Genomic DNA, 16,789 nt, shown 5'->3' on the forward strand with positions numbered 1-16,789 from the left:
GTTGCTGCGGAGGAGCGACGGGAAACGGAATCCAGAGAAAAGCGAACCTTGCGCCTGGATTTATGAATCGTGAAATACTCCTCCGGGCGGAAACGTTATCGTAAAATCTTTTGGGCGTCACGCTGTAAAGCGCATTGGCTGGCGCCGCAATTTCAGCGACAAGTGTCTTTCCACCTCACTAGCTTCAAAATATTATTTTTCAATATTTTACTGAACTTTCTTCATCTTATCGTTGCCTAAATCAAATCTTCATCGGAGCAAAATTCGGGAACTTCGAAGCCGAAGCTGGCAAAATCTCGCCATTATGCTGTATCGTTGCAGCTTGGGAAGAAGATTGCTTGATTGGCTCGCGTTCTCGTATGCTTTGCAATGGAATAAAAGCAATCTACCATGAATTCTGTAAGCGCGTCGGCGCTGGACTTTGATGTGATTTCGTTGAGCAGCGTCTTAGCGAAACAACAACGTCCTTGAGCCATTATACATGCAGGCGCTTCTGGAGGGGTGTGGCGAATGAATGACAGCATGATACCTGAAAACGGCGAACACGCCCTTCCGGGAAATGAACGCCCCACCCTCAAGACCATCGCCTATATGACCGGCCTCGGCATTACCACCGTTTCCCGCGCGCTTAAAGATGCACCGGATATTGGGGCGGAGACGAAGCAGCGCGTTCGCAAAGTCGCCCAGCAGATCGGATATCAGCCCAACCGCGCTGGTGTGCGCCTGCGCACCGGCAAAACCAACGTCATTGCACTGGTGCTGAGCGTAGATGAAGAGTTGATGGGCTTTACCACGCAGATGGTGTTCGGCATTACCGAGGTTCTGGCCAACACGCCGTATCACCTCGTGATGACACCCCATACCCATGCCAAGGATCCGATGATCCCAATCCGTTATATCATCGATACGGGATCCGCCGATGGCGTCATCATTTCGAAAATAAGGCCGGACGACCCGCGTGTGCGTTTCATGACCGAACGAAACATGCCGTTTGCGACCCATGGACGAACCAATATGGGTATCGAGCATCCCTACCATGATTTCGACAACGAGACTTATACCTATGAAGCGGTGAAGCGGCTGGCGCAGTGCGGGCGCAAACGCATCGCGGTGCTGCTGCCCCCAAGCCAGTTCTCGTATCACGATGCCGCACGCCGGGGCTTCGAACGCGGCCTGAAGGATTTTGGGCTGAATGAAATCAAGATGACCAGCATCAGCAATGACACGCCGCTCGATGACGTCAAATATCAAAGCAGCGCATTGATGAGCGGCACGGACTGCCCCGATGGCCTTATCTCCATCAGCGGCAGTTCCACGATTGCTTTCGTCGCGGGCATCGAAGCAAGCGGCAAGAAAATCGGCAAGGACATCGACGTCGTCTCGAAACAATCCGCCGATTTCCTCAACTGGCTACGCCCGGAAATCCATACGATGAACGAGGATATCAAACTCGCAGGCCGAGAACTCGCCCGCGCAGTGCTGGCCCGCATCGACGGCAAGGCACCGGGCACCTTGCAGACTGTAAGCAAGCCGGTCTGGTCCAGCCACGCGCCGAAATTTTAAATCGAAAAGAAAAGGCCCGCTTTCGCGGGCCTCAATCTTTTACTTTCCGAAAGTGTCCAGACCACTGCCCCATGGGCCGTGGGGCTTGTCCACGCCGTCGGTGCGCTCGAAGCCGTGGGCGCCGAAGAAGTCGCGTTGGGCCTGGATGAGGTTTGCGGTGCCGCGGCCTCGGCGGTAGGCGTCGAAGTAGCCGAGTGCTGAGGCAAGTGCCGGGACCGGCAGGCCGGAGAGGACGGCGTGGGAGACGACGCGGCGCAGCGGTGCGTCGGTGTCCTGCACCATCTTCGAGAAGGCTGGCGTGACGATCAGGTTCGCCACATGCGGATCCTTGGTGAAAGCCGAAGTGATTTCATCGAGGAACTGCGAGCGGATGATGCAGCCAGCGCGCCAGATGCGGGCGATGGTCGGCATCGGCAGATCCCAGTCGAACTCCTTCGATGCAGCGGCCATGACGGCGAAGCCCTGCGCGTAGGCGCCGATCTTGGCGGCGAGCAGTGCGCTTTCCAGATCGTCAATGAAGGCTTTTTTGTCGGATGGCGCGGCCAATGCCTGCGGAACGCCGAAGATTTTCTCGGCTGCTTCGCGCTCATCCTTCTGGGAAGAAAGGATACGGGCAGCGACGGCGGCTTCGATGGCGGTCGCGGCGACGCCCATATTCTGGGCTTCGATGACCGACCACTTGCCGGTGCCCTTCTGGCCAGCCTTATCGAGGATCAGATCGACCATCGGCTTGCCGGTGATCGGGTCTGCGGCGCGCAGCACCTTCTCCGTGATTTCGATGAGGTAGGAGTTGAGGCGGCCCTTGTTCCACTCGCCGAATACATCGGCAATCTCGGCAGCGCTGAGGTTCAGGCCATCGCGCAGTATGCCGTAGATTTCGGCAATCATCTGCATGTCGGCATATTCGATGCCGTTGTGGATCGTCTTGACGAAGTGGCCCGCGCCATCATTGCCGAGCCATGCCACGCATGGATCGTCATTGTACTTGGCGGAAATGGAGGTCAGAACCTTCTCGACGCGCTTCCAGCTTTCTTCCGTGCCGCCGACCATGATGGACGGACCATGGCGCGCGCCTTCTTCACCGCCGGAAACACCCATGCCGATAAAGGTAAGGCCGCTATCCTTGAGGTTGTCGAAACGGCGGATCGTGTCGCGGAAATTGGCATTGCCCGCATCGATCATGATGTCGCCGTTTTCGAGATACGGCTTCAGGATCTCCATCTGCTGATCGACCGGTTCACCGGCCTTGATCATGATGATGATCGGGCGCGGCGGGCGGATGGCGGCAACGAATTCCTCGATGGTTTCGCAAGGGATGATCTGGCCCTGCAATTCGCCAGCGTCGGCGTAGAACTTCTTCGTTGCTTCCGGGGTACGGTTGAAAACGGCAATCTTGTTGCCTTTTTCCGCGATATTGAGCGCGAGGTTGGACCCCATAACGCCAAGACCGATCAAACCGATTTCTGCCTGTTCCACGGATTTGCCTCCATATTGCATTTGATGGCGCCTGTTTTGGCACTCTCGGTTTCAAACGGCAAGGCAAGAGGCTGCTGAATCGATTAAATTTTGATGACGCAGGTCAGCTTTGCGGAAAGCGCATGCACAGCCAGTTACTTGGCCGGCCTGTCATCACCATCTTCCAGCGCGCGCCATGCGGAACCATCCATGTCCTCGTACTGGCCGCTCTTTAGCGACCAGAGAAAGCCGAAAAGTCCGAGCCCACCGAGAAACAAAGCCACGGGAATGAGATAGGCAAGCATGTTCATGCGAAGCGGCCCTCATTGTTCAAAATGACATCCGATTTCGGACTCGCTTTGCGGCCAGCCGCCCTGCTTCCAAAACTATTGAGGCGCAGCGCGTTGGCAACGACGATGATGGATGAAGTCGACATCGCGATGGATGCAATCATGGGCGTTGCGAGGCCCGCAAGGGCAATCGGCACGGCGATGATGTTGTAGCCGATGGCGAGCGCAAAGTTCTGCCGGATCAGCCGCCCCGCCTGCCGCGATATATCTACCGCGAAAGCAACCGAACGCAGATCATCACGCAGGAACACGAAGTCCGCAGCCTGCCGTCCGATATCCGCCGCAGAGGCAGGAGCAATCGATACGTGAGCGGCAGATAATGCAGGCGCGTCATTGATGCCATCGCCAATCATCAAAACCTTCCGGCCCTCTGTCGCAAGCTCCTCACAGCGACCCGCCTTGTCCACAGGTGCCAAAGCGCCACGCCAGGCATCGACACCGAGCTTGAGCGCCAGCGCTTTCACCGCCGGGTCTCTATCGCCGGAGACGATCTCCGTGGTGAAGCCGTTACTTTCAAGAGTATTGATCGTCTGCGCGGCTCCGGGTCTGACAGTGTCTTCGAAATGGAAGCACGCAACCTCCACTCCGTTCAGCGAGAGCACCACTTCCGAAGCGGAATGCGCAGCATCGTCGGTAACTGTGGCAAGGCAGGCGAACTGCCTGTTTCCCAGCCGATAAATCCCAGCCTCGGCCTGAGCCTCGATACCCGAACCGGGTATTTCCTTCACCTCATCAAAAAATGGCACCGCGCCACCAACCGAGGCATAAAGGGCCTGCGAGAGCGGGTGTCGGGAATTGGCGGCGAGCCCGGCTGCGATCCGCATTGCCTCGTCGGAGATATCAGCACCGTTCATCAGACGTGGCTGCCCCAGCGTCAGCGTGCCGGTCTTGTCGAAAAGCACGGTATCGGCTTCGGCAAGACGTTCCATTGCGGAACCTTCCTTCACCATGATGCCGTTTTTGAACAGGCGCCCCGCCGCGACCACCTGCACGACGGGAACCGCAAGGCCGAGAGCGCAGGGGCAGGTGATGATGAGAACGGCGATAGCGACCAGCATGGCATGCTTCCAGTCTCCACCGAAGATGCCCCAGGCAAAGAAGGATATCAGCGCCAGAAGATGGACGACCGGCGAGTAATATTGCGCGGCGCGATCTGCCAGACGACGATACCGCGCCCTGCCCCCTTCCGCGGCTTCCATCAGGCCGATGATTTCCGACAGGAAGGAATCCCGCGCAAGCGCCGTCGCCTGTATCGTCAGTGGCCCGGTGAGGTTCAGCGTACCCGCCTGCACCGCATCGCCAGCCCGCACGATCTTCGGCGCGCTTTCGCCGTTGACGATGGAGACATCGAGATCGCTGCTGCCGGTCACGATCAGCCCATCCACGGGCACCCTTTCACCTGCGGCGATGGCGATGGACTCTCCGGGCGTGATTTCCGAAACGGGCCTGTATTCCCGCTTTCCATCCGGCAAAAGCACGGTGGCGCCACGCGGTGACAGGCGCGCCAGTCCCGCAACAGCCGAGCGCGCCCGGTCCCGCATGACGTGATCGAGCGTGCGCCCGATCAGAAGGAAGAACAACAGCGAAACTGTCGCATCGAACCACGCATGGCTGCCGCTGTGCATGGTTTCCCAGAGCGAGACGACATAGGAAAGCGTGATTGCGAGAGCAATCGGCACATCCATATTCGTGCGCCCATGGCGCAGGGCGTTGAAGGCGGACTGGTAAAAGAACCGCCCTCCATAGATGAGCGCCGGAGCCGCGATCAGGGCCGAAAGCCAATGAAACATATCGCGCGTGGATGCATCCGCACCTGACCAGACGGAAACGGATAGCAGCATGATGTTTGCGGCGGCAAAGCCCGTGAGGCCGACCGCGCGGATCAACTGGTTTCTGAGGTCATCCGAGGCATCCTGCCCGTTGGCGAAAAGATGTGTCTCGTAACCCGTGGAGGACACGGCTCTAGCGAGATTGCCGGGGTCGGTCGGAATCCCGTCCATCTGCTCTCGCCAGACGATGGAAACGCGTTTCGAAGACAGGTTGACGCGCGCACGGGCAACCTCCGGCAGCTTGGCCAGCACGCCCTCTATCGTGGTGATGCATGTGCCGCAATGGACGCCGGGCACTGCCAGATCGACTTGGCGCAGCCCCTGCCCCAGATCGCGGCTTGCCAGCATCAGCTCTTCCGATGATGGCAAGGCCTTTCGAAGGCTTGCCTGTTCCAGAGCGCTTTCCGTTCCGGGTGCGCAGCAACTCATCTTACACCTCCGGCAATGTCGGTTCTCTTGCCCTCATGCACGATGATCTTGCCATCCTTCACGGCAATGGCCTCCACGATCCAGTCGCCCGGCGCAAGTTCGTGGTGCGTAGAGAATGTGTTCGGAGACTGCTTATCAAGCACCAGCGAGAAATCCTGCTTCTCGCCCACCGGGCGGCGGAAATTGAGCGTGACCGCATCCGTTTCCACCGCACCCTTTTGCGGATGCGTCACCTCGTAAGCGATAGTATCGCCATCAAGCTTGAGCGCTCCCACGATTCCACTTGCCGCACGGGCCTTAGCCGCTTCCGCCTTGCCGTTGAATTGCTGGCTGGCGACATAGGTGTTCTGCACCACAAGCCCGCTCCAGCTGGTCACGGCGTTCCAGGCCATGGTGATGTTGACGGCAATCACCGTGCCGAAGAACAGCACCATGATTGTCAGCATATGCCAGCCGGTGAAAACGAAGCCTGCTTTGGTGTGGTTCTCGGTAGTCATTTCTTTGCTCCCGGCCCGTTGAACACGGCCTTGTAATGTGCGGATTCCGCGTTTTCGGCATCTGCAGCAATGAATTGGAAGTCTTTGGCGGAAGCCTTGTCGTGACTATCGGGCAAGGTAACGAAGACCTTCAGACTAGTGACCTCATCCGGCTTCACCTGAATATCGAAGACCCTCGACGGAGTTTCCGAGATGCCATTGATCTTCATCACCGCATCCGGCAGCCCCTTGAGCGACAGCGTTATCGTCCGCGGCTGGGCAATCATGTTGAGAAGCCGGACCGTATATCCGTTGCGGATCGACCCATCCGATTCCAGCACATATTGCGGGTTGCGATCATGGATGACGTTGACTGAGAGGCGTTCACGCGTTGCAAGCGTTACCAGCATCACGACACCGACGAGACACCAGACGGTCATGTAGAAGATCGTGCGCGGTCGGAAAATGATGCGCCAGTCGAAGTGACGAACGGCATCCACGAGGCCGCCATCTGGGTCGCGCACGACAGAAGGGCGGATGGAGTGGGCTCCATTGCCCGTCGCCAGCGCCATGTTCGCATCATATTCCTGAAGCGTGGCATAGGCGATGAGGCCGCGCGGCTTGCCGACCTTGTCCATCACGCCATCGCAGGCATCGATGCAGAGCGCGCAGGTAATGCACTCCATCTGCTGGCCGTCACGAATATCGATCCCCATGGGACAGACCGCAACGCAGGCGTTGCAATCCACGCAATCCCCAACGGATTCACCAGCGGCAGCGGCTTTCTTGGCATGGCGCGAACGCGGCTCGCCGCGCCAGTCATTATAGGTGACGACCAGCGAATGCTCGTCCAGCATCGCGCCCTGAATGCGGGGCCATGGACACATGTAGGTGCAGACCTGCTCACGCATGAGGCCGCCCAGAACATAGGTCGTGGCAGTCAGCGTCGCGACCGTGTAATAGGCGATCATTGCCGCCTGCCCGGTCAGAAACTGCATCAAAAGCGTCGGCGCATCGGCAAAGTAGAATATCCATGCGCCGCCCGTCAGCACACCGATGACCAGCCAGATGACATGCTTGGCAACGCGCTTGCGCAGCTTGTCGAAACTCCATGGCGCGGCATCCAGCTTCATCCGCGCATTGCGGTCGCCTTCGATGGCGCGCTCCACGACGAGAAAGAGATCGACCCAGACGGTTTGCGGACAGGCATAGCCACACCATGCGCGCCCGACAGCCGATGTCAGCAGAAACAGGCCAAAACCCGCCATCACCAAAAGCCCGGCAACGTAGTAGAATTCCTGCGGCCAAATCTCGATGAAGAAGAAGTAGAAGCGTCTGCTGGCAATATCGACCAGCACCGCCTGATCCGGCGCATAAGGCCCGCGATCCCAGCGTATCCACGGTGTCAGATAGTAGATGCCGAGCGTGATGAGCATCACGATCCATTTGAACCGGCGAAACCGCCCCTCTGCCCGCTTCGGAAAGATTTTCTTGCGCGCTTCGTAAAGCGGCTTCCTGTTACTGGCGGAATTGACCGGCTCGGCATTCAGTCTTTCGACTGACCCGGAGCCGTTCCCCTGTTGTCCGGCGGTATAGAGATTCATGATCGCAAGGTCCGTTTCTGTCCTTGCGTTTTGACATTTGCACCGGCAATCATCCTTGACTTAGGTCAAGTCGAGACAAAGTGGCGCAGCTTGGCGAAGTATGGGAGGGCAGCATGACCACAATGCTTTCGCGGATCGTGCATGTAACGATCAATCGGCCATGGCGTGAGGTTTACGCCTTCGCCTCGGACCCTGCGAAAATGCCCCTCTGGGCGGCAGGCCTGGCCAGCGGATTGACGCAAGATGGTGAAGACTGGATCGCTTCCGGCCCGCTGGGTGGCGCCAGAGTGAAATTCACTGCCGCGAATGCGTTGGGCGTGATAGATCACGTTGTTACCCTTCCCAACGGCCTCAGGGTCTTTAATGCTTTGCGGGTGACACCGAACGGTGACGGAGCAGAGGTCGCTTTCACACTGCTTCGTCAAGCGGCTATGAGTGATGAAGAGTTTCAACGTGATGCCGATGCGGTGCTCGCGGATTTAGAGACACTGAAACGCATACTTGAAGAATAGGACGTTTTGCATGACCAGCCGCGATCAAAAGATCGACTACATCGAATTCAACGTGACCGATATCGAACGCAGCAAAGCGTTTTACGGCAACGTCTTCGGCTGGACATTCAAGGACTACGGCCCGCAATATTGCGAGTTTTCGGATGGCAGACTGACCGGCGGATTTACCACCACTGCCGAGGTCAATGCCAAGGGCGGACCATTGGTTATTCTGTTTGCATCCGACATTTCGGTGACGCAGGACCGAGTGGAGAATGCGGGTGGCAAGATCACACTGCCTATTTTCGAGTTTCCCGGCGGGCGGCGTTTTCACTTCGCAGACCCCGATGGCTATGAACTCGCCGTCTGGTCGGACCAGTAATAAAAAGGGCCGCATCGAGCGGCCCTCTCCTGTTTTGGACGATGCCCCTATTCCCCACCGCCCAGAGAATGAACAAACAGCGCCAGCTGCTTCACCGTCGTATCCCCGAGGCGCTCGCCCCATGCTGGCATGACGCCGTGCTTGGGCGTGCGAATCTGGGCGATGATGCCTTCTTCGCCGTGTGCTTTCAGCCAGATGGCATCGGCAAGGTTCGGGGCGCCCATGTCGCGGTTGCCTCTGGCGTCTTCGCCGTGGCAGGAGGCGCAGTTGTCGGCGAATAGCTGTTTGCCGGGTTCGATCATGGCTGGATCATGCGGCTTGCCGGTGAGGCTCACGACATAAGCCGCCACCTGGCGAATTTCGTCGCTTTTGAGGATATCGCCGAAGGCTGGCATTTCGGAGATGCGGGTTTCCGCATCTTCGTTGAAGCGAATGCCGTGGGTGATGGTGGTGTAGATATCTTCCGCCTGGCCGCCCCACAGCCAATCGTCGTCATTGAGGTTTGGATAGCCATTGCCGCCTTCCGCGCCCGAGCCGTGGCACTGGACGCAATTCACCTTGAAAGCTGCGGCACCGCCTGCGACGGCAAATTGCATCAGTTCCCCATCCGCCTGAATATCCTCCAGCGAGGAAGAGGCGATTTTTTCCAAATAGGTGTTTTGTGCGGACTTGGCGTCCGCCATTTCGGTTGCGACATTGGCGCGGCTGCTCCAGCCCAGAACGCCCTGTGTAGCACCGTTGATCAGCGGCCATGCGGGAAAGAAGATGGTGTAACCGATGGCCCAGAGGATGGTGGCGTAGAAGGTCCACACCCACCAGCGGGGCATGGGGTTGTTCAGTTCTCGAATGCCATCCCATTCATGGCCGGTGGTTTCGACGCCGCTGACCTGGTCTATGTGTTTGTCCGACATGATATCAATCCTCCTTGAGAGGAATACTTGCGGCGTCTTTGGCGGCCTTACCGCCGCCGGGACGCAAGGTGAAGAGAACGACGCCGAGGAAGAAAAGCGTCATGACGAGCAGGCCCCAGCTATCTGCAAAGTGGCGCATGGCAGTGTAGGTTTCCATCGCTTTGCTCCTCCTATCGATAACCAGCAGCGTCGTCATAGGTCGAGAAATCGACCAGCGTACCCAACATCTGGAGATAGGCTACGAGCGCATCCATCTCCGTCAGCTTTGTAGGATCGCCGTCGAAATCTCCGATCTTCGCCTTCGGATAGCGAGCCTCCAGCCCGGCCGTATCGGCATTGGGATCGGCTTGCGCCTTCAGATCGGCATCGGCGTTTTCCAGCATCTCGTCGCTGTAAGGAACACCAACAGCACGGTTGGCCTTGAGCTCCATCGAGACGTTGGTGATCTGAAGCGGTGTCGTCTTCAGGAAGGCGTAGCGGGGCATAACGGATTCCGGCACGACGGAGCGTGGCTCCATAAGATGCTGGACGTGCCACTCGTTCGAATATCTGTCCCCGACGCGCGCCAGATCCGGCCCGGTTCTCTTCGAACCCCACTGGAATGGATGGTCGTACATGCTTTCAGCCGCAAGACTGTAGTGACCGTAACGTTCCACTTCATCGCGGAATGGGCGGATCATCTGGCTGTGGCAGAGGTAGCAGCCCTCGCGGATGTAGATGTTGCGGCCAGCCAGCTCGAGTGGCGTGTAGGGCCGCATGCCCTCCACCTTCTCGATGGTGTTTTCGAGATAGAAGAGCGGTGCGATTTCCACGATGCCGCCAATCGAGACCACCGCCAGCGAGCCTACCAGAAGTAATGTCGCGTTACGTTCGATGATACCGTGTTTATCAAGAAGAGACATGATCGACCTCCTTACTCGGCAGGTTGCAGCTTGGGCGCTGCAGCCGTGCCGGTGTTCTCTTCGCGCATGTGGCCGAGAATGGTTCTTGTTACATTGTAGGCCATGATCAGAGCGCCGCTGAGATACATGACGCCGCCCATTGCGCGCAGAAGGTAATAGGGGAACATGGCCGCCACGGTTTCCGCAAACGAGTAGACGAGGAAGCCTTGGCTATCATACTCACGCCACATCAGGCCCTGCTGGATGCCCGCGACCCACATGGCGGCGGCGTAGACGACGATACCGAGCGTGGCGAGCCAGAAGTGCCAGTTGACCAGCGCCAGGCTGTAAAGCCGCTCGCGGTGCCAAAGCTTGGGGACGAGGAAATAGATTGCACCAAAGGTGATCATGCCGTTCCAGCCAAGTGCGCCGGAATGAACGTGGCCGATTGTCCAGTCTGTATAGTGGCTGAGCGAGTTGACGGCCTTGATCGACATCATCGGGCCTTCGAACGTGGCCATGCCGTAGAAGGCAACGGCCATAATCATCATGCGCAGGATTGGGTCCGTGCGAAGCTTGTCCCATGCGCCCGAAAGCGTCATCAGACCATTGATCATGCCACCCCACGAGGGCATCCACAGCATGATCGAAAACACCATGCCAAGCGTTTGCGCCCAGTCCGGCAGAGCGGTGTAATGCAAGTGGTGCGGACCAGCCCAGATATACATGAAGATCAGCGCCCAGAAGTGGATGATCGACAGGCGGTAGGAATAGACCGGGCGGTTCACCTGCTTGGGAATGAAGTAATACATCATGCCCAGAAAGCCCGCGGTGAGGAAGAAGCCGACGGCATTATGGCCATACCACCACTGCGTCAGCGCATCCTGCACGCCCGAGAAAGCAGAGTAGCTTTTCACGCCGAGAAACGAGACCGGAACCGCCAGATTGTTGACGATATGCAGCATGGCAATGGTCACGATGAAGCCGAGATAGAACCAGTTGGCCACATAGATATGCGGCTCCTTGCGCATGAAGATCGTGCCGAGAAACGCGACAAGATAGGCAACCCAGACGATGGTAAGCCAGATATCGACATACCATTCCGGCTCCGCATATTCCTTGCCCTGCGTAATGCCGAGCAGATAACCCGTGGCGGCCATGATGATGAAGAGATTATAGCCCCAGAACACGAACCAGCCGAGATCGCCACCGAACAGGCGTGCACGACAGGTGCGCTGCACCACATAGAAAGAGGTCGCGATCAGCGCATTACCGCCGAAGGCGAAGATGACCGCGGAGGTGTGCAGCGGGCGTACACGGCCAAAGTTGAACCAGGGCTGGATGTTGAGGTCTGGATAGGCAAGCTGGAGCGCGATGACCACTCCGACCAGAAAGCCGACGACGCCCCAGAAAACCGTGGCGATCACGCCGTAGCGGATCACGTCATCGAAATATTCCGTTTTCCTGCGTTCCAGTACGGCTGGGTCGATGGGCGCGAAGGATACGCGGCGCAGCATCACGACCGTTCCGATGAGGAGAACGGAGAACAGCACCCACATATGGGCGGCAAAGAGATTATCGTGGGCGAAGGCCGCCCCGAGCAGAGCGAGGAAGGCCCCCACGGCCACCATCGCTATTCCTAAAGTCGAATTCATTGTTGGCTTCCCCCAACGTCACAGCGGATATGACGCGGAGCGAACGGACCGGCTTTAAGCGGCAAACATGCTTTCGCGTCGTTTGCAGCTTTGCCACCGGCGGCACCAGACGGCCTTGATCCAAATCAAGACCGCCGCCTCAAAAGTGACGTGTCGGAAGCACTGGCCTAATGTGAAATAGAGGGAGGCGGAAACCGCAGGAGGCCGCTTTTGTAGTTTTCGATCACAAAGCTGATCGGCGTGCCATCCGGCTTGCTGAGCAGGGCCTGATTGCTGATCAACGTATCCGGAATTTCGAGCGTTTCGCCAGCTTTAACCGGTATCGCGCCGCCCACCGCCCAGTTTTCTGGCAAAGGTTGCCACAGCATCTGCGACGATATCGTATGACGCTGGAAATGAAGCGGCAGCACGACCTTTCCGAATGGCGCATCCGTGGTGTTCAGCGTTTCGTTCATCTCCGCGGTTAGCTGGCGCGGCACATACCAGTTGTCCGCTTCCGACAGCACGAGGTTTCCGCATTTGAGGAGGACGTGGCGATAGCCCAGTTTCTCATCTGCAGAGGCATTCAACTGTTTGCGAACATTCTCCGGCGCCTGCTTTTCATCCTTGAGGCGCGTGGCGGAAATCTTGGCCGGATCGGCGAGCCGGTGATCATCGCACCAGCGCTCCAGCGTCAGCGTCGCACTATCATGGCTGAGCAGTTGGACGTTCAAATCCTGAATAACTGCCAGCGCAGCAAGCCGACCGACGGGGGTATCCGGCCATTTGATTTCGGCAGCATAGGCCGTGCCGGACAGTGAAAACAAAATGCTGCAGGCGACATACTTCAAAGCGGACGGGGACATGCGCTTCTCGCTCCAGATGATGTTCATTTTCAATAAATTAGATCATGCTTGCGCAGCACCTGTTCGATGCAGGCGCTGCAAATCACAATTCATCTGTGGCGGATTTGTGGGAAACGCTGCCGCGTTTTACCCCTTCATTTTTAGGGGTAAGCCAGCGGCAATGAAATAGACTTCGCTGGCAACAGAGGCAATCTTCTGGTGCAGCCTGCCAGCGTGATCGCGAAACTCCCGCGCCATACGGTTCTCCGGCACGATGCCGAGCCCGACCTCATTGGACACAAAAACGATCCGCGCCTTCGCGGTCGCGGCGTGCCGAATAAGCGGCTCGAACGCGGCCTCTACGTCCCTGCCCTCGTCCATCATCAGGTTCGTTACCCAAAGTGTCAGGCAATCCACGAGAATGGTGTTTGAGGCAACGTCCAGCCGACTAAGCGTCTCCGCCAGCTCAAGCGGCTCCTCATGTGTGATCCAAATATCCCCACGCTGGATGCGATGCTGCGCAATGCGCGCTTTCATCTCGTCATCCCAGGCACGGCCCGTTGCGATGTAATGCGGCACGCCGTTGGATTCGAGGACCAGCTTTTCTGCGAAAGCGGATTTGCCCGAGCGCGCACCGCCGAGTACCAATACGGAACGGAACAGTGCGGTCATTCAAAGCCTGCGGATAAGGAAAATTGAAGCGATCCGGTCGCCAATGCAGCGGTTGCCACAAGCTGTGGGGTGCAAAGCATGAAAAGAGAACGATTCGTAGATATGGAGGCGTTCTCCCGGTCGATCATGCTTCACCTGCACAGTATCGTTCTGAGGCTGAGATGCCCGTCCGCCCAATGCGGACATGTCGGCAAAAAGCTTCGAAGACGAAAGCGCCGGATCGTTGTTTAAAGGTAGGAGGAGAAGCTGGTTTTGTCAATTTCGCCCAAACAAAAACCGCGTCGCAGCGGCTGCAAACGCGGTCTTGGACCCCTTGAAACACAAGGGGTGATAAATGGGAACCGGTACGCAAAACCAAATCCGGCGCCACGCAGAAATTCCTAGCGGTATAATCTTACCGGATGGTTAGCGCGCATAATAAAAACAACGGCTTTGACGATTTTCATACGGCGATTGCGTTAGATCGAAATCGAAGAAATAAAGAGACAGAGATTCGCAAGAGAACGGGCGACGGGCGAGCACGACATGACTACCATCGATTACATCGCGCTTTTGGTATTTGTGGCCCTCTGGTATCTCTACAGTTATGTCACGACATCCCGCTCTCCATTTCCCCGCACGAGCCTCAATCAGGCCATGGGCGAACGGCGCAGGAAGTGGATTTACAATTCGCTGACCCGTGATTTGAAGATGATCGATACGCAGATCATGGCGGGCCTTCAAAACGGCACGGCGTTTTTCGCTTCCACCTCCATCTTCGCGATTGGTGGCTGCTTTGCGCTGCTGGGCGCAACGGACCGGGTGGAATCGGTGTTCCGCGACATGCCATTTGTGTATTACGGCGGGCGCACCGCCTTCGAAATGAAGGTCATCGGCCTTACCTGCCTATTCGGCTATGCCTTCTTTAAATTCGGCTGGTCCTACCGCCTGTTCAACTATTGCACCATTCTCTTCGGCGCTATGCCGATGATGCATGAGACGAATTCGGATCGGAAAGCGGCGGAACGCGCGGCAGAGAACGTCATCCGCATGAACATCATCGCCGCGAAGAACTTCAACGACGGCCTACGGACATTCTTTTTGTCCATCGGATATCTCGGCTGGTTCATAAACGCCTATGTGTTCATGTTTACCACGGTCGTCATCATCATCGCTCTCTTGAGGCGGCAGTTCTTTTCCGAAGCCCGCCTCGCCATCATGGATGACCTGTAAAACAACTGCCATGAAATAGCCCCACTTTATAGGCGAAGCGCTGGCATGCTCCATAACCGTTGCGAAGGAACGGCTGAATGAATGACGCAACGGTAACATCTACTGCACCCAAGTCTGGTGGTCGCATCGGCTTTCTCGATACCTGGCGCGGTATCGCGCTGCTGGCGATGGCAAGCTACCACTTCACCTGGGATCTGGAGATGTTCGGATACATCGATCCCGGCACCGCCGTACAAGGCTGGTGGCGCATCTATGCCCGGGCAATCGCCAGCACCTTCCTGTTTCTGGCGGGTTTCAGCCTTTTCCTCGCGCATCGCCGGGGTATCGACTGGCCATCCTTCGGCAAGCGCTTCGCCATGGTGGCGGGTGCCGCACTGCTGATTTCCGTTGCAACATATTTTGCCGTGCCGGATGGCTGGATATTCTTCGGCATCCTGCACAATATCGCAGCGGCAAGCCTGCTCGGTCTTCTCTTCTTGCGACTGCCACCGCTGGTGACGCTCATCTTTGCAGCAGGTGCTCTGGCTGCACCGCATTATCTCGCATCCGATTCGTTCAACACGATCTGGCTGTCATGGATCGGCTTTTCGACAGTCCCTCCCCGTTCGAACGACTACGTGCCGCTGCTGCCGTTTCTTGCACCGTTTCTTCTGGGGATCGCCGTTTCGAAATTCGTAGTACCGCGCGGCTGGCTTGACCGGTTCAGAAAGCCAAGCGGCCAGCGCAATGTCCTCGCCTTCTTTGGCCGCCACAGCCTGTCCTTTTACCTGATCCACCAACCGGTGCTGATCGGCCTCGTCTATCTTGCTTCAATTACCTTTCCTCCACCGCCTGTCGATCAGGTCGAGGCTTATAAGAAAAGCTGCGAGGCAAGCTGCATGCAGCAGCAGAACGGACTGGAACTATGCCAGAGTTTCTGCGGGTGCACGCTGGAGAAGCTGCAGGCGGAAAACGTCTTCGATCCGATGATGTCCAACGCATCAACGCCGGATCAACAGACGAAGATTGCCGAAATCGCCCAGCAGTGCTCGGCTGAAATTCAGTGAGCTGCTCTGGAGCTTACTGGCTTAGATCACGAAGTTGGGTACCGTGATTTCGCTCGGTGAGCACCAGTTCCAACCGCCCTTGCCGTTGCGCTTAATATCATAAAGCGCTTCATCCGCCTTTTGCAGCAGCATGCTCAGCTCTCTGCCATCGCGTGGGTAGAGGCTCGCGCCAACGGAAACGCCGAGGTTCACCAGTGTTCCGTTGACGGTGAACGGCGCTTGAAACGCCGCCTCCAGCCTATGACAGATTTTTTCCGCAACATTCTGATCCGAGATGTTGGTCAGCAGAATGACGAATTCATCGCCGCCCATGCGCACCACGAGATCGCTTTCACGCACGGACTGGCTGAGGCGTTTCGCCACCATCCGCAAAACCTCATCGCCCGCCTTATGGCCGAGATTATCATTGACCGGCTTGAAGTGATCGAGATCGACCATCAGCACGGCGGCAAGATTTCTGTTGCCATCGTCACTCAAGACCATGTCATCATGCCAGCGCTCATGCAGTGCACGACGATTGCCGATCTGTGTCAGCGGATCGAGAAGCAGGCTTGCCCGAAGCTCCCGCTCCGCAAGCATTCGTTCGGTAATGTCTTCGAAGGTGGCAACGCCAATCCCGTAATCACGAAGAAGAATGCCGCGATGGGAGACGATGACGGTTCTGCCGTCAGCACAGCGTATGTCTATCTCAAGCGTGTCGACTTCCTCGATGCCCTCGCCGCCCGCAGTCCAGGAATGCAGCCAAGCCTCCTTTGCCCGCTCCTTGTTTCCGGGACCGACATAGACCCGGTCTATCCAGTCCGAGACCTTGGCGAAATCGGCTTCGCAATAACCGAAGGTCTTCTTGAACGTCTGGTTCATAAACAGGATATCGCCACTTCCAAGCGTCGCCCATGAAACCGGCACGGGCAGCACGTCCAGAATGGAATGCAGTTCATCCGGCGATTTCAATCCGCCGCTTTTTGCCATGGCCAGAAAATTTTTCATCGCATTGCTCTTTGGTTCGTGA

At 57.3% G+C, this 16,789-nt stretch carries 17 protein-coding genes; 5 read left to right on the forward strand and 12 right to left on the reverse strand.

The window, feature by feature from the left end:
• Positions 1-510: 510 nt before the first annotated feature.
• A complete protein-coding gene (locus CFBP5473_RS08310; protein ID WP_027673135.1) occupies positions 511-1,563 on the forward strand; it encodes a LacI family transcriptional regulator in 1,053 nt (350 codons plus the stop codon).
• 39 nt (positions 1,564-1,602) lie between these two features.
• Here the strand turns inward: CFBP5473_RS08310 and gndA are convergent, their stop codons facing one another.
• From gndA to ccoG, 5 genes are all read right to left on the reverse strand, one after another.
• Complete coding sequence (gndA, locus tag CFBP5473_RS08315; protein WP_027673134.1) at positions 1,603-3,039, reverse strand: NADP-dependent phosphogluconate dehydrogenase; 1,437 nt, start codon at positions 3,037-3,039, stop codon at positions 1,603-1,605.
• A gap of 134 nt (positions 3,040-3,173) precedes the next feature.
• Entirely contained in the window at positions 3,174-3,329 is a 156-nt protein-coding gene (gene ccoS / locus CFBP5473_RS08320) for a cbb3-type cytochrome oxidase assembly protein CcoS (protein WP_084631351.1), read from the reverse strand.
• Entirely contained in the window at positions 3,326-5,626 is a 2,301-nt protein-coding gene (locus tag CFBP5473_RS08325; RefSeq protein WP_169696882.1) for a cation-translocating P-type ATPase, read from the reverse strand. Before CFBP5473_RS08325 ends, ccoS begins: the two co-directional genes overlap by 4 nt.
• Positions 5,623-6,123 (reverse strand): FixH family protein, encoded by a 501-nt coding sequence (locus CFBP5473_RS08330; protein ID WP_027673133.1) that lies wholly within the window; start codon positions 6,121-6,123, stop codon positions 5,623-5,625. The genes CFBP5473_RS08325 and CFBP5473_RS08330 overlap by 4 nt, the downstream gene beginning before the upstream one ends.
• Positions 6,120-7,706, reverse strand: a complete 1,587-nt coding sequence (gene ccoG / locus CFBP5473_RS08335) for a cytochrome c oxidase accessory protein CcoG (RefSeq protein ID WP_027673132.1) — start codon at positions 7,704-7,706, stop codon at positions 6,120-6,122. The genes CFBP5473_RS08330 and ccoG overlap by 4 nt, the downstream gene beginning before the upstream one ends.
• A gap of 113 nt (positions 7,707-7,819) precedes the next feature.
• Here ccoG and CFBP5473_RS08340 point away from each other — a divergent pair, with 113 nt between their 5' ends.
• Entirely contained in the window at positions 7,820-8,218 is a 399-nt protein-coding gene (locus tag CFBP5473_RS08340; protein ID WP_027673131.1) for an SRPBCC family protein, read from the forward strand.
• Between the two features lie 10 nt (positions 8,219-8,228).
• Positions 8,229-8,579 (forward strand): VOC family protein, encoded by a 351-nt coding sequence (locus CFBP5473_RS08345; protein WP_027673130.1) that lies wholly within the window; start codon positions 8,229-8,231, stop codon positions 8,577-8,579.
• Between the two features lie 47 nt (positions 8,580-8,626).
• On the opposite strand, the gene ccoP is transcribed toward CFBP5473_RS08345, so the two are convergent.
• The 6 genes from ccoP to cobU form a co-directional block, all read right to left on the reverse strand.
• Positions 8,627-9,490, reverse strand: coding sequence for a cytochrome-c oxidase, cbb3-type subunit III (gene ccoP, locus CFBP5473_RS08350; RefSeq protein ID WP_027673129.1), 864 nt, complete (start codon positions 9,488-9,490; stop codon positions 8,627-8,629).
• 4 nt (positions 9,491-9,494) lie between these two features.
• On the reverse strand, positions 9,495-9,647 hold the full coding sequence (locus CFBP5473_RS08355; RefSeq protein ID WP_027673128.1) for a CcoQ/FixQ family Cbb3-type cytochrome c oxidase assembly chaperone: 153 nt from the start codon (positions 9,645-9,647) through the stop codon (positions 9,495-9,497).
• Positions 9,648-9,660: 13 nt separating this feature from the next.
• Positions 9,661-10,392 carry a cytochrome-c oxidase, cbb3-type subunit II gene (gene ccoO / locus CFBP5473_RS08360; RefSeq protein ID WP_027673127.1) on the reverse strand — a complete coding sequence of 244 codons (732 nt, stop codon included), beginning with the start codon at positions 10,390-10,392 and terminating at the stop codon, positions 9,661-9,663.
• 11 nt (positions 10,393-10,403) lie between these two features.
• Positions 10,404-12,026, reverse strand: coding sequence for a cytochrome-c oxidase, cbb3-type subunit I (gene ccoN, locus CFBP5473_RS08365; RefSeq protein ID WP_027673126.1), 1,623 nt, complete (start codon positions 12,024-12,026; stop codon positions 10,404-10,406).
• A gap of 167 nt (positions 12,027-12,193) precedes the next feature.
• Positions 12,194-12,871 carry a hypothetical protein gene (locus CFBP5473_RS08370; RefSeq protein ID WP_027673125.1) on the reverse strand — a complete coding sequence of 226 codons (678 nt, stop codon included), beginning with the start codon at positions 12,869-12,871 and terminating at the stop codon, positions 12,194-12,196.
• Between the two features lie 126 nt (positions 12,872-12,997).
• Positions 12,998-13,522: a bifunctional adenosylcobinamide kinase/adenosylcobinamide-phosphate guanylyltransferase gene (gene cobU, locus CFBP5473_RS08375; RefSeq protein ID WP_027673124.1), complete on the reverse strand. Its 525-nt coding sequence runs from the start codon at positions 13,520-13,522 to the stop codon at positions 12,998-13,000.
• Positions 13,523-14,047: 525 nt separating this feature from the next.
• Between cobU and CFBP5473_RS08380 the strand changes: the two genes are divergently transcribed.
• A complete protein-coding gene (locus tag CFBP5473_RS08380; protein ID WP_027673123.1) occupies positions 14,048-14,734 on the forward strand; it encodes a DUF599 domain-containing protein in 687 nt (228 codons plus the stop codon).
• Between the two features lie 77 nt (positions 14,735-14,811).
• The gene (locus tag CFBP5473_RS08385) at positions 14,812-15,780 is read left to right on the forward strand and encodes an acetyltransferase domain-containing protein (protein WP_027673122.1); all 969 of its coding nucleotides are present in this window, start codon (positions 14,812-14,814) and stop codon (positions 15,778-15,780) included.
• Between the two features lie 21 nt (positions 15,781-15,801).
• Here CFBP5473_RS08385 and CFBP5473_RS08390 read toward each other — a convergent pair whose 3' ends face one another.
• Entirely contained in the window at positions 15,802-16,767 is a 966-nt protein-coding gene (locus CFBP5473_RS08390; protein ID WP_051441098.1) for a sensor domain-containing diguanylate cyclase, read from the reverse strand.
• Positions 16,768-16,789 lie beyond the last annotated feature (22 nt).

It is taken from the genome of Agrobacterium larrymoorei (assembly GCF_005145045.1).
GTDB lineage: Bacteria > Pseudomonadota > Alphaproteobacteria > Rhizobiales > Rhizobiaceae > Agrobacterium > Agrobacterium larrymoorei.